Below are 14,103 nucleotides of genomic sequence, written 5' to 3'. Positions count from 1 at the left end.
TATATTTACTTCATGCAAAGAAGTTTATCTGAAAAAGTAAATTATGATTTGGAGCAAGGTCGAAAGTACAAAGCAACTTTACGACTAAGAAACCATATTAATGAATTTCCAAATGATTTGACTTTAAGAAATAAACTTGCAATAATTTATTATGAAAGTGGCTTTTTAGATGAAGCCGGAAAATTTTGGATTTTATCGGAAGAAAGAAATCCAGAAATTGAGCGATGTATCGAAATTTACAAAAACTCTGTCAATAATTCTGGAAATCAGATTTTGAAAGACATTGTTTTCCGTGGAGATAAAACTAAATTATCATCTCATCTACAATCAATTTTAAACGAATTAGAAAAAGATAGTTTCGAAAAGACTAAAAATATTCCAAATTTTCTACCTAAGAAAAATTATCGTGAGGAAAATAATTATAAAGAAACCTTTAAAGATAAACTTATAAAATATTTATTTTTTGGATTTCTAATTTTTATAGTTCTATTGATAATTCTTGGATTTATAAAATTAATTGAATGGTTTTAACTTGTAAATTCGCTCACTTCTACTCTATTTTGTAATTTTGCAAAATGTTTGATTCAAAGCAAATTTTTTCTATTCAATCCGAAGAAGATTTCCAAAACGTAGCATTGGAAGTTTTCCGTTATCAAGCGCAAGAAAATGAAGTGTACAAAAACTTCTTAAATTTCTTGAAAGTTGATTATTCTACTGTAAAACACACCAACGAAATTCCTTTTTTACCAATTCAGTTTTTTAAAAAATTTGAATTGATTTCGGGAAACCGTGAAGTGGAAAAGATTTTTACAAGTTCGGGTACAACTGGAATGGCGACGAGCAAGCATCTGGTAACGGATTTGGCATTGTATCATTATAGTTTAGAAAAATGTTTTGAACAATTTTATGGTCCACTTTCCGATTACACTATTTTCGCACTTTTGCCTTCGTATTTAGAGCGCACAGGTTCGTCTTTAATTGATATGGTGGAGTACTGGATTGAGAAATCTGAAAGCGATAAAAGTGGTTTCTATTTGTACAATCACGATGAATTGTATGATAATCTCATCGCTCACGAGAAAACAGGTAAAAAAGCAATTTTAATAGGTGTTTCGTTTGCTTTGTTAGATTTCGTAGAAAATTATAAAATGAATTTGCAGCATACAATTGTGATGGAAACTGGCGGAATGAAAGGTCGTAAGAAAGAAATTACCCGCGAAGAATTGCATTCAATTTTGAAAGATGGTTTCGGAACAAATGAAATTCATTCGGAATATGGAATGACGGAGTTGCTTTCGCAAGGTTATTCTCGAGGAGATTTGACATTTAAATCGCCTAATTGGATGCGAATTATGATCAGAGAAACAGAAGATCCTATAAAATATGTCGAAGAAGGAAAAACAGGTGGCGTAAATGTGATTGATTTGGCAAACTACAACTCAATTAGTTTTATTTCAACTGATGATTTAGGTAAAAAAATATCCCACAATCAATTTGAAATCTTAGGCCGTTTTGATCATTCGGACGTAAGAGGTTGCAATTTGATGGTAATTGAATAATAAATAAAATCCCGCACTGAAAAATTCAGAGCGGGATTATGCTTTATTTCTTTTTCTTCATCAAAATTTCTTTCGCAGATTCGGATTTTATCTTTTCAAAAAATTGTTTGAGAATATTGTATTTATCCGCTTCATAAACACCTTCTGGTAAAAGAAATTGAACAGAAATAACCATAGCATTATCAACCAATTTTACTCCTTGATAATATTCTAAACCAAGCTCCGTTTTATGATGAGCATTATATTTTTCGTCAATTACAACTTCATAACCTTCTGGAATTTTAGCTTTTACTTGAATATTGTATAGATAAGGAAACTCAAACTCAATTTTACGTTGACGCTTTTGATCATCAAATGTGTAGCGTTTCAAAAAATCTCGTAACGGATTGATGAATGTGTAAAACGAAGCATTAGGATTATTACTTTTAGATTTATAATTTTTTGTATAAAATCCGTCATTGTAAGTTAATTTATCTTCGACTTCAGTATCTAACTGCATTTCTAAAGACTCTGTAACATAGCGTTTTATTGCATTTTCCTCTTTTACTCTATCATCGTAAAAATATCCATTGAAACGATCTTTTCGATTCAGAATAACTTTATCCTTAGTAAATTGATAAAGCATTGTTTCTTCGTACGTTGACAATAATTGATTTAATTTCACAAAAGATGGTTCTCCACTTTTTATCACTACTCCGTGATAATTAAACACATCTATTGGTCCAAACTCTATTTGTTCTTTATTTAACTGCGAAGCATCTAAAATAATATTTTCTCCGTTCTTAAATTTTGCAACTGTAACAACTGAGTTAAACTGATTAACCAACGGATAATTTAACAAAATCTGTCCATGTCTACGCGTACTATATAAAATCATGTAAGAATCAAAACCTTTTGCAGTTAGCAATTCATTAAGCAATAAATTCAAATCTGCTGTAGAACCAGCTTTATCTTTCAATAATCCTCTGTTCGAAATTTTTGGAATAATCGAATAAAAGTTGTTCCATTTCACATTTTCTTGCACATAATGTACAACATTTCGCAATGTTTCTTTTTCGTTAGCGCCATTCGGAATAGTTTGCGCAATATCTTTCATCACAGATGGATTTCTGAAATCATTGTAATCACTATTCAAATCATTGATTAACTTTTTCCAGGCTGCTAAGGTATTTTTTGTACCACCTTCTGTATGATAATTATCTGCCTGCAACTTTATTCGTTCACTTTGATCTTCGGGATTGTAAACGTATTTTAACTGATTAAAACTTGGTAAATTAGTTAAAAACCAACTTCCTGAACTCGAGTTTTTATATTTTGCATTAATATCGTCGCCAATGGTTATAATAGAATAACTTGCATAAGACGAATTATTCAGTTTAAACTCACTATATAAAGTTGGAATTTCATGTTGAAAATTCCAAGCATCAATCGAAAAATTATGTTCGCTACCTTTACGATATGTATACTCGATAATAGAACCAACTTTTACATTAGGAAATGTAAATCGTTTTGCAGAATACAATTCATTTATTTTGATTTCAAAAATTTCTTTTTCGTCAATTGGTGTTACAACAGACTGTCCGTTCTCGGTATTGATTGTATTTCCTGAAATATTGATGATTGATTCGCTTCTATTTTTGCTGTAATAACTTAACTGAATATTAGCTTCATCAATTCCTTTTTCGTTTAATATTTTGATTCGGCGCTTTACAGTTAAATAATAATTAGATTGAGATAAATCCAATTTACCTTCTTCGTAAAGTATAACTGCGTTTGCACTCTTCTCAAAAGGAACTTCGGTTAATTTTATTTCATTTTCAGAAACTTTACCAAATTTGAAATCTTTAATTTGAGCATAACTTAGGGTAAACGTAAAAATAAAAAGTAGTAAAAGTATTTTCTTCATATCTGTTAATTATTGACACAAATATAATCGCAATAAACTTTATGCAAGAATAAATTTAAATTAAATCATCTAATGCTTTATCCAATGTAGGAAACTTAAACACAAATCCATCTCTTTGTATTTTAGAAGGATTGATGCGCGAACCTTTCAAAACCAAATCGCTCATTTCTCCTAAAACTAACCTCATCATAAAACTTGGAATGTTGGGCATAAAAAAAGGTTTATTTAATTTTTTTGCTAACAAATGATTAAACTCCGAATGTGATAAATTCTCTGGCGAAGAAGCGTTATAACTTCCATTCATTTCCAAATTATTTACTACATCAACATACATTTGTACCAAATCATCCAAATGTATCCAAGGCAACCATTGTTTTCCATCACCAAGATTTGCACCTACACCTAACTGTATCGGTTTTTTCAACAATCGAAATCCGTCTCCGTTTTTAGCCAAAACAAGAGAAGTCCTCAAACAAACTACTCTAGCACCCAATTCTTGGAATTGTTTTGCAGCATTCTCCCATTCTACACACACTTTTCCAAGAAAATCGCTGTAAGATGAATCGGTTTCCTCAAATATTTTATCCGAAGTAATTTGACCATAATACGCTGTTCCAGAAGCAGAAATAAAAAACTTAAGATTGCTTTGGTGTTTTTTGACATACCGAAACAACAAGTTTGCAGTATCTACACGACTGCTCAAAACCTCCTTTTTGTATGATTTTGTCCATCTTTTAGAAATTGAAACTCCAGCTAAATGAATGATTCCATCAAGATTTTCAAATACTTTGTCATCAATTCTATCTTTATTCCAATGATAAAATGGATGCTCTATCTCTTTTTCTCTTGTCAGAATACGAACTTGATGACCATTTTCTATTAATTTTTCTGTTAATTCTGAACCAATTAACCCACTTCCTCCAGTAAGAAGAATATTCATACTATTTTTTTTTCTAATTTAGCCTATTCCAAATTATAAACCAATGTTTAAAGGTCGATTTCCTTATTTAACAAAAATGGATAGGGACGAAGAAAATAAGTTAAAGCAAAATATCTTTGATGTTATTTTTGAAGCAAATACACCCTATGGTAAATTATTCGATATAGTATTATTGCTTCTAATCATGACTAGTGTAAGTTTGGTTATGTTAGAATCTATTCCTGCTATTAATGCGCGTTACCATACTACCTTAGTTACTCTTGAATGGATTTTGACCATCCTTTTTACATTAGAATATTCACTTCGTGTTTATTGTGTCAAAAATCGTTGGCGATATATCTTTAGTTTTTACGGTATTATTGATCTATTATCAATTCTTCCGTTCTATTTGGCTTTATTTTTACCAGCAAGTAAATATTTATCAAGTGTTCGTATTTTAAGATTATTGAGAATTTTCAGAATCTTTAATTTAACACGATTTACACACGGAAAAAACGTTTTAGTTGTTGGTTTACAACAAAGTAAGGATAAAATTATTGTATTCTTATCTTACGTTATTCTAATTGTTGTTGTAATTGGATCTATTATGTTTATGGTAGAACATGATCATCCCGAGTCTGGTTTCACAAGTATTCCTATTAGTATTTATTGGGCAATTGTAACTTTAACAACAGTAGGTTATGGCGATATTTCACCTGTTACTGGTTTAGGACAATTTTTAGCTTCTTTAGTTATGATTATAGGTTATGGTATTATCGCCGTACCAACAAGTATAGTTACAATGGAAATGAACAAAGCATCAAAAGCAGATATACCAAAAAATACAGAAAAATGTAGAAATTGTGGTGATGACTATCATTTAGATGGATCTAAATACTGCAAAACTTGCGGTCATCTACTTAATGAATAATTAATTCTCTAATTCTTTATCCAAGTTAATGTATCTTTTACTATCAATATGACTAACATGTTCGTAGTTTTTGGTATAATTTATAGACATATTAAGTTCATATCCAACCAACATCAAAATAACATTGATGTAGACAAAAATCATCATAATCATAACTAAACCTAATGATCCGTATAGTAAATCTATATTAGTAAAATAACTTAAATACGAATTAAAACCAATAACGGTTAATAAGAATAAAACTGATGTTAAGATTGCACCTGGTAAAACTGTACTTCTTGATTTTTTATGGTTTGGACCAAAATAATACAACATACACATCGAAACAAAATAGAACATAAAAACGGTGAAGTAATTGATTAAATAAGAGAATCTTCCTAATTCTGTTAAAAATTTGACGTGACTTAAATATTTCCAAATAACAGAAGTTGAGTATGAAAAAAATACTTGCAACACGATAAAAGCTGTAAAAAACAAGGTTAAGATTATAGAAATTATCCTCGATTTAGAGTTTTTACGTTTTACATAAACATCTTGATAAGACACATTAAATCCATTAATTATTCCCTGTATTCCGTTAGATGACATAAAGATGGTTACCATAATCAACAACCAATTTACCTTACGCTTTCCTTGTAAAGCCGTAGTACTATCGATGTAAGAAATCACTTCATTACTCACATGTTTAGGTAAAATCTGAGGTAAAAATTCTGTAAACAATAATTTCTTTATCTCTTCGTAATAAGCCAAATGTGGCAAAACACTAAACAAGAAAAGTAAAAAAGGAAACATACTAAAAAACAGAATCCAAGAAACCGCTGCAGAACGAAGCGGAAAATTTCCTTTCATCACACGAATCCAAAAAACTTTTAAAAAATCATACACCGTAATACCCGTTTTTTTATTCATCAAAGTAGCCTTAGACCACTCTCTAAAATAATTTATTCCAGTATATGTTTTAAAATCTTGCAGAATGCGCATATTTTTGCCTTATATAATTTTATTAAATGAATATTACGACGATTTGTATTGGTAAAACTGACGAAAAAGCCATCGAGAACCTCTTACAAAAGTATGAAAATCGGTTGCCTTCGCACATTAATTATCAAAGAATTGAAATTCCTGATATTAAAAATCGTAAAAATTTGTCAGAAATTCAACAAAAACAAAAAGAAGCTGAACAAATTTTAGCCAAAATCATCAACACAGATTTTGTAATTATTTTGGACGAAAAAGGAAAACAACCAACTTCAAAACAGTTTGCAGATGATATTCAGAATTATATGAATCAATCTGTCAAAAATTTAGTTTTTGTAATTGGCGGACCTTATGGTTTTGACGAGTCTGTTTACAATCGCGGAAACAAAAAAATGTCTTTATCCAACATGACATTTACACATCAAATGGTTCGTTTATTTTTAACTGAACAAATATACCGCGGATTTAGTATCTTGCAGGGTAAACCTTATCACCATGAATAATATTTCTCCTTTTGAAGAATTTGTTCCGAAACAAGAAAATAAACTGAGTTTCGGAATTGGGAAAGCTATTTTATATAGTTTAGTTGCAGTAATTGTTTGGCAAATAGCTGGGGGAATTATTTCACTCCCTGGTTTTTTCTACAAACCTTTAAACCATATCACATTACCTTTAGGTTTTTTAGGAGGAACTGTTACGGCTATCATCATTTTATTGATGTTAACACAAACAAAGTTTGCAGTAATAATAAAATCCATCAAACATAAATTCACGCTAACTCAGCTTGTTTTAGCCATTTGTTGTTGGTTTCTATTTTTACCAATGGCAGAGTTTTTCACTAGTTTAATTCCTACAAAAGGACCTTTAGAGCAAGTTTACAAGCTTTTCGAAGAATCTTTTGAAATGATGTTAGATTACAAAATCGCTGGTTTTATCATGATTTGTCTTTTAGCTCCAATCTTCGAAGAAATTATTTTCAGAGGAATTATTCTAAAAGGCATGTTGAATTTCAATGTAAATCCAACAGTAGCAATTCTACTTAATGGTTTTATCTTTGGCTGCGCGCACATGAATCCTTGGCAATTTATTGGTGCTGGAATTTTAGGCGTAATTTTTGGATTTGTGTATTATCGTACAAAATCATTGTTTTTACCTATGCTTCTACATTTCCTTAACAACACTCTTTCTTACTCTATCATGCTTATTCAGGGTGATATGGAAGGAGAAGTATTTGTACAATCGGATTATTTACTATTAATCGGATTAACCATTTTAGGAATTGGAAGTATGTTTTTTCTTTACAAACAAACCGAACAAAAAACAATCTAATGGAATTAATTTTTGCAACACATAACAACAATAAAGTAAAAGAAGTTAGTCAAATATTACCTTCTTACCTTTTGATGAAATCTTTGACAGATATTAATTTTTTTGATGAAATTGAAGAAACTGGAGAAACTTTCGAAGAAAATGCACAACTAAAAGCACAAACCATTTTTGAGAAAACGGGTAAAAATATTTTTGCTGACGATTCTGGATTAGTAATAGAAGCTCTTAATGGTGCACCTGGTGTTTACTCTGCAAGATTTGCAGGTACAGGAAAAGACGAAGATAATATTACGAAAGCGTTGAAGGAATTAGATGGAAAAACGAATCGAAAAGCTTATTTTATTTCTGTTTTCTGTTTAATTTTGAATGGAGAGAAACATTTTTTTGAAGGTAAAATAAACGGAACTATTTCTACTGAAATTTTAGGTGAAAATGGTTTTGGATACGATCCTATTTTTATTCCAAATGGTTTTTCTAAATCATTTGCACAAATGTCTGCAGACGAAAAAAATGCAATTAGTCATCGAGCAAAAGCAGTAGAAAAATTAAATATTTTTTTAACAAACCTAAACGAAAATTGAGTTTACAACTTACCATATTAGGATTTAATTCGGCATTACCAACAGCATTTACACATCCGACGGCACAGTTATTAAATATAGCCGAACGCTATTTTTTGATTGATTGTGGCGAAGGAACACAAGTACAATTACGTAAAGCGAAAGCAAAATTTAACCGAATTAATCATATTTTTATTTCACATTTACATGGAGATCATGTTTTTGGATTGATCGGATTAATTTCTACTTTACAATTATTGGGCAGAGATACTCCTTTGCACATTCATGGTCCAAAAGGAATTGAAGAATTCATCACAACGCAATTGCGCCTAACAGAATCGAATAATTCGTACGAGATAATTTTTAACGAGTTACACACCAAACAATCAGTCTTAGTTTTTGAAGATGATAAAGTCGAAGTTTATTCTATTCCACTTAATCACCGAGTTTACACCAATGGTTACCTTTTTAGAGAAAAGCCAAAACCTAGAAAACTAAATATTGATACGATAAAAGAGTTTCCGGAAATTGAAGTTTGTGATTACCAGAATTTAAAAAATGGAAAAGATTATGTTCTAGAATCAGGAAAAATTATACCGAATGATTATTTAACGTTCGAATCGCAAAAATCATTGAGTTATGCTTTTTGTTCGGATACAAAATATAAACCAGATATTATTCCACTTATAAAAAACGTTGATTTACTATATCACGAAGCAACTTTTTTACATGAACTAAAAGATTTAGCGACTTATACAGGTCACACAACAGCCAAAGAAGCTGCTACGATTGCAAAAGATGCTAATGTAAAAAAACTAATTATTGGACATTTTTCTAATCGTTACCATGACTATAACGTGCTATTAGATGAGGCTAGAGAAGTATTTCCGAATACATATTTACCTGAATTACTAAAAGACGTAACAATAAAAGAGCATTAAAATCTTTCAACAATAAAAAAATCCGTTCAATAATTTGAACGGATTTTTTATTATAAAAATGTTTTATTTTTAAGGATTTTGTACTAAAACTCCTTTAGAAACAATAATTTGTTGCTCAGGGATATATTCAATAACAGCATTTGATGTAGCTGGAATAGTATATAAAGGTGTAGTTCCAGATAAATGTGTACCAGGGTAACGTCTATCCATTGTTAAACCATTACGATATACATCAAATTTACGATGACCTTCTAAATTTAACTCCAATTGACGTTCTTGCATTACAACATCTAACACAGAAAGTGAACCTAAATTAGCCGTTGTCCATAGACCTGCTGTTGGAATACCTGCTCTTGTTCTAATTACATTAACATCTGCTAAAGCTGCTGTTGTATTTCCTAATTTAGCATTTGCTTCAGCACGAATTAAATAAATTTCACTTAAACGAGAAATAACTGGCGACCATAAATGTGACTGACCTTCTTGACCAGAACATTTTAACATATAATATTTTAAATATCCATTACGATCAGCTAATTTCTTATCAACTAAAACCGTTCTTTCTTTTCCTTCAATATTAATTGAGTATTGAAAAGAACCTGCTCCATTCGATTTTTTAATCAACGTTTTTGTAACTCCTGATTCTGTATAATTATAATCAGTTCCCGACTTAGTTACAATTACGCTACCGTATTTATAATCATCTTTTACATAGTAAGCATGTAATTCGTTTTCGTTAGCTACAACAGGAGAAATTAATGAATAACGAACATCTTCTGGGTATTTGCGGATTAACTCTAAATAAGATCTTGATGCATACATTTCTCCCCAACCAGAACCATTAATATTTGCATACATTGATCCAATTGTATACCAACCATCACTTGCGTAATCAGTATCTTTCAAGAATTTAATAGAAAAAATATTTTCAGGATTATCTTCTGGTTTACTTACTGTAAAGTTCTTGTAGTTTGCTGTTGCCAATAAACTAAACTCTCCAGAATCAATTACTTTATCTGCATATTCTTTTGCTTTTGCATTATCTCCCATATATAAATAAACACGAGATAATAAAGCATAATTAGATTGCTTAGAAGCGTAAATCTTATTACGGCTTTCATTATTAAATAATGTTTCCGCTTTTAATAAATCTTTTACAATTTGATCGTAAACTTCTTTAACTGTATTACGAGGTAAATTCTCTAAAGGGTCTGATGATAATTTTAAAGGAACAGCTAAATTTGTTGCTGCACCTTGATTATAAGGTCGACCAAATACATTTGTTAAATAGAAATAAACCATACTTCTTAAGTATAAATTTTCAGCAATCATTTGATCATCTGTCTTGTTTACACCTTCTTTTACTTTTGATAAAACTACATTCGTTCCAGCAATAATTTTAAAAGAATAAGAATAATATGTATTTACACGACCATTATTTACTAAACGATTATAATTATAATTGTTCATAAACGCATCTGTCGTTGTTCCACTTAAAGCAACATTATCAGAAGGATATTCAGTAATACGGTGCCAGTTTTCTACCCATGGTTTTAGTAATGAGTAGTTTCCTGAGGTAATATTTTCAGATGAACCCTCTATTTGATCTAATTTAGAATCAGACAAACTTGAGTAAGGTTCGTAATCTAAATCACATGAAGTAAAACTCAATGCAATTAAAGATGCGATTAAATATATTGATTTTTTCATCTTTTATTTATTAAAATGTTAAGTTAACACCAAACGTAAAACGTTTTGGATTCGGATAGTTATTCGTTCTGTCTCCAGAAATTACAGCCTCGATATCAGCTCCAGTATATTTTGTAGCTGTCCATAAGTTATCACCCGAAATGTAAAGCCCTAAACCTTTCAATCCGATTCTTTCGATATCTTTTTGATCAAAGTTATATCCTAAACGAACAGATCTCATTCTCAAGAAAGATGCATCTTCTAAATAACGGCTCGAAATTTTATTTGCATTTGAAGTGTTATTGAAGACTAACTCTGGATGAGTTGCATTATTAGGATCAGCTGCTGTCCAACGTTTCCAACCGCTTTGCATTCTCATTTGGTTATAGTACGGATATGCTCCATCAGAATCAAATAAACTACGTCCAATGTTATATGCTAAACCACCTTTTGAATAAACAAAATCTGCAGATAAAGTAAATCCTTTGTATGAAACAGATGTTGCGAATCCTCCATTAAAATCTGGTGTTGTATTACCAATAAATTGTAATGTTGCACTATTGTAATTTGATACTTGTGTAATTTCACCTGTTTTCGGATCAACTCTTTCCCACAATGGTTTACCGTTTGATGCATCAACACCAGCCCATTTACGCATATACCAAGAGTCAATATCATGACCTTCTGCAACACGTTTTAAACTACCTTCTGCAATTCCATCAGCATTGATTGTTGTATCGTTGTATAAATCTTTAACAACATTCTTGTTCTTTGCAATATTGAAAGATACATTCCACTGTACTTCGCTTGATTTTGGTAAGATATCTGCATTAATAGAAAACTCAATTCCTTTATTGTTTACTTTACCAACGTTATCCCAATATCCTGACCAACCTGATGTATTAGGGAATGTTACGAAATGTAATAATCTATCTGTATTTTTATCATAAACATCTAATGACATGTTAATACGATTGAATAATCCTAATTCTAAACCAATATTTGAATCCTTTGTTTCTTCCCAAGATACATTAGGGTTATTATATTGACCTTGCGTAACTGCTGGTTGTCCATCATATTGACCTGATAATCCGTATAGCGAATATTGTCTGTAGTAGTTTCCATCATCACCACCAGCATTACCAACAACCCCATAAGAAGCTCTTAATTTAAGATTAGAAATAACTTTAGAATCTTTTAAGAAAGCCTCATTGTTAATATTCCAACCTGCACTAAATGCATAAAAATGAGCATATTTGTTATTTTTCCCAAAACGAGATGACCCATCTAGACGGTAAGAAGCTTGAAAATTATAACGATTATCATAACCATAGTTAAATTGAGCTAAACCTGCTTGGTAGGCATAATCATTCTTCCCTCCATTTGCTGAAATAGTTAAAGCTCCATTATTCAAGATTTCAGAACCTGGTAAAATTCCTCTTCTTGTACCATCCAAACTTTCATATTTATAATCACTATATTCATAAGCCACATATCCTGCTAAACTATGTAATCCTATTTTTTTATTATAACGTAACATTTGATTAAATAATCTAATCACACGTTTATCAGAACTTTGGTAAATAGATCCTTTTGGATTAGTAGACATCCCCGAAATAGAATTAGGGTCTGTATATGATAAACCTGTTGTTGTATAATATTGTACGTTATTTGTAGATTCAAACGTTAATGAATTAGAGATTTTCCAAGCAAAATCTAAATTAGCTTGAATATCAAAGTTCTCACTTTTACTATAATTTGTTTGTAAATCATAATAGTAGTTAGAATAATCTCTTCCATACCATTTATCAATTACTTTATTATCTTCATCTTCACGTGGATTAACAGGTTTACCATTCGGTAAAAACGGATTATCCCATGGCATATTCATATACATATTATACAAAGAATGCTCTCTATTATCACGCGTTGTATACGTTGCATTTAACTTTGGTTTGAATGATAAACGATCAGACAATTTTTGATCAAGATTAATTCGGGCAGATAATCTCTCATATTCATAACCTTTTACAGTTCCTTCTTCATTATAATAACCAATAGAAGAGAATAGTTTTGTAGATTCCGAATTAGAGTTTATGCTTAAATTAGCGTCTTGTACAATTCCAGTTTTAGTTCCATTCTTTACCCAGTCATAATTTGTTGTAGCTAATGAAGGAGGTAATACTGGAGCGCCTTTCATATTTTGAAATAAAGTGTATAATTCACTTCCACTCATTACTTCAAACTTTCCAGAATTAAAACGATTATAACTTGTAGAATAATCTGCATTAATCACTAATCCATTTCCTCTCGCTCTTTTAGTCGTCACTACAATAACTCCATTTGCTCCACGAGATCCGTATTGTGCTGTAGCAGCTGCATCTTTTAATACAGAAATTGTTTCAACATCATTTGGATTAATATTAGGTGTACCATGATAAATCACTCCATCAACTACCCATAAAGCAGCAGTACCAGAAGAAATACTTGTTTTTCCTCTTAATCTTAATGAAGCAGTAGAACCTGGTTGTCCAGAACTACTTGTAATTCTTAGACCTGCAACTTTACCTTGTAATAAGTTTGTAATGTTTGGAGACTTACTATCTACCAAATCTTTAGCGTTTACAACACTTACCGCAGCAGTCACCTCTTCTTTACGTTGCGTAGAATATCCTGTTACAACAGCAGTAGTTAAATCAATCGAATCATTCTTTGCTTTAAAATAACTTGATAAATCACCTAAAGTTTCAGAAGTTACTGTAATCTCTTTCCCTTTGATTAATAAAACATCACCAATTTTTGCATCAATTGTAAAGTTTCCATCCTCATTTGTAAAAGCTGTTTTATCAGATCCTTTTATTTTTACTTCAACATCTGCTTCAGGAAAACCATCAGAATCTGTTACAATTCCAGTAGTTTGAGCATAAGCTAAAGAACCAAATAAAAAAAATAAACCAAGAATACTTAATTTTTTCTTTCTCATCTCTTATGTTAAATTTTGTTAAAATAAAAGTATTAAAAACATTCTATAAAACAGACTTGTTTTTTTCGATAAGAAAATATTTCTTTTTTTTAACTTAATAATAGAAAAAAATTTACATACATATACTTATTAAGTATTTTTAACTATAAAACAACTATAAACTAGGATACAAAAATGGTCAAAATAAGTCTTTACTTAATAATTAAGTTAATATTTATTAATAAATCGTTAACTTTTTAAAGAAAAAACAAAACAAATGTCATAAAAAACAAAAAAATCCGCTCGAATAATCGAACGGATTTTTATTT

12 protein-coding genes are annotated in these 14,103 nt (G+C 30.4%); 7 read left to right on the top strand and 5 right to left on the bottom strand.

The features are described from left to right. Positions 1–12: 12 nt before the first annotated feature. Together QHG34_RS02680 and QHG34_RS02675 are read left to right on the top strand one after the other, a co-directional pair. Complete coding sequence (locus QHG34_RS02680) at positions 13–531, top strand: DUF6584 family protein (RefSeq protein ID WP_282628606.1); 519 nt, start codon at positions 13–15, stop codon at positions 529–531. 44 nt (positions 532–575) lie between these two features. Continuing rightward, positions 576–1,559, top strand: coding sequence for a LuxE/PaaK family acyltransferase (locus QHG34_RS02675; RefSeq protein WP_282628603.1), 984 nt, complete (start codon positions 576–578; stop codon positions 1,557–1,559). Between the two features lie 43 nt (positions 1,560–1,602). Here the strand turns inward: QHG34_RS02675 and QHG34_RS02670 are convergent, their stop codons facing one another. Together QHG34_RS02670 and QHG34_RS02665 are read right to left on the bottom strand one after the other, a co-directional pair. Then, entirely contained in the window at positions 1,603–3,465 is a 1,863-nt protein-coding gene (locus tag QHG34_RS02670) for a DUF3857 domain-containing protein (RefSeq protein WP_282628602.1), read from the bottom strand. Positions 3,466–3,520: 55 nt separating this feature from the next. Further along, on the bottom strand, positions 3,521–4,405 hold the full coding sequence (locus QHG34_RS02665; RefSeq protein ID WP_282628600.1) for a TIGR01777 family oxidoreductase: 885 nt from the start codon (positions 4,403–4,405) through the stop codon (positions 3,521–3,523). Positions 4,406–4,448: 43 nt separating this feature from the next. On the opposite strand from QHG34_RS02665, the gene QHG34_RS02660 reads away from it, so the two are divergent. Further along, a complete protein-coding gene (locus QHG34_RS02660) occupies positions 4,449–5,315 on the top strand; it encodes an ion transporter (protein ID WP_282628599.1) in 867 nt (288 codons plus the stop codon). Here QHG34_RS02660 and QHG34_RS02655 read toward each other — a convergent pair whose 3' ends face one another. After that, on the bottom strand, positions 5,316–6,296 hold the full coding sequence (locus QHG34_RS02655; RefSeq protein ID WP_282628598.1) for a YihY/virulence factor BrkB family protein: 981 nt from the start codon (positions 6,294–6,296) through the stop codon (positions 5,316–5,318). A gap of 26 nt (positions 6,297–6,322) precedes the next feature. Here QHG34_RS02655 and rlmH point away from each other — a divergent pair, with 26 nt between their 5' ends. From rlmH to QHG34_RS02635, 4 genes are read left to right on the top strand one after another with little or no spacing between them, the layout of a single operon-like run. Next, positions 6,323–6,796 carry a 23S rRNA (pseudouridine(1915)-N(3))-methyltransferase RlmH gene (gene rlmH / locus QHG34_RS02650; RefSeq protein ID WP_282628597.1) on the top strand — a complete coding sequence of 158 codons (474 nt, stop codon included), beginning with the start codon at positions 6,323–6,325 and terminating at the stop codon, positions 6,794–6,796. Beyond that, complete coding sequence (locus QHG34_RS02645; RefSeq protein ID WP_282628596.1) at positions 6,789–7,622, top strand: CPBP family intramembrane glutamic endopeptidase; 834 nt, start codon at positions 6,789–6,791, stop codon at positions 7,620–7,622. The genes rlmH and QHG34_RS02645 overlap by 8 nt, the downstream gene beginning before the upstream one ends. Beyond that, positions 7,622–8,203: an RdgB/HAM1 family non-canonical purine NTP pyrophosphatase gene (rdgB, locus tag QHG34_RS02640; RefSeq protein ID WP_282628595.1), complete on the top strand. Its 582-nt coding sequence runs from the start codon at positions 7,622–7,624 to the stop codon at positions 8,201–8,203. The genes QHG34_RS02645 and rdgB overlap by 1 nt, the downstream gene beginning before the upstream one ends. Next, positions 8,200–9,123, top strand: coding sequence for a ribonuclease Z (locus QHG34_RS02635; protein ID WP_282628594.1), 924 nt, complete (start codon positions 8,200–8,202; stop codon positions 9,121–9,123). The genes rdgB and QHG34_RS02635 overlap by 4 nt, the downstream gene beginning before the upstream one ends. A 69-nt stretch (positions 9,124–9,192) precedes the next feature. Here the strand turns inward: QHG34_RS02635 and QHG34_RS02630 are convergent, their stop codons facing one another. Continuing rightward, positions 9,193–10,833 carry a RagB/SusD family nutrient uptake outer membrane protein gene (locus QHG34_RS02630; protein WP_282628593.1) on the bottom strand — a complete coding sequence of 547 codons (1,641 nt, stop codon included), beginning with the start codon at positions 10,831–10,833 and terminating at the stop codon, positions 9,193–9,195. Between the two features lie 10 nt (positions 10,834–10,843). Then, the gene (locus QHG34_RS02625) at positions 10,844–13,795 is read right to left on the bottom strand and encodes a SusC/RagA family TonB-linked outer membrane protein (protein ID WP_282628592.1); all 2,952 of its coding nucleotides are present in this window, start codon (positions 13,793–13,795) and stop codon (positions 10,844–10,846) included. Between the last annotated feature and the right edge of the window lie 308 nt (positions 13,796–14,103).

This window comes from Empedobacter sedimenti (assembly GCF_030005555.1).
GTDB classification, from domain to species: domain Bacteria; phylum Bacteroidota; class Bacteroidia; order Flavobacteriales; family Weeksellaceae; genus Empedobacter; species Empedobacter sedimenti.
The sequence above is the reverse complement of the archived record's forward strand: the minus strand, read 5'-3'. Positions and strand labels throughout refer to the sequence as shown.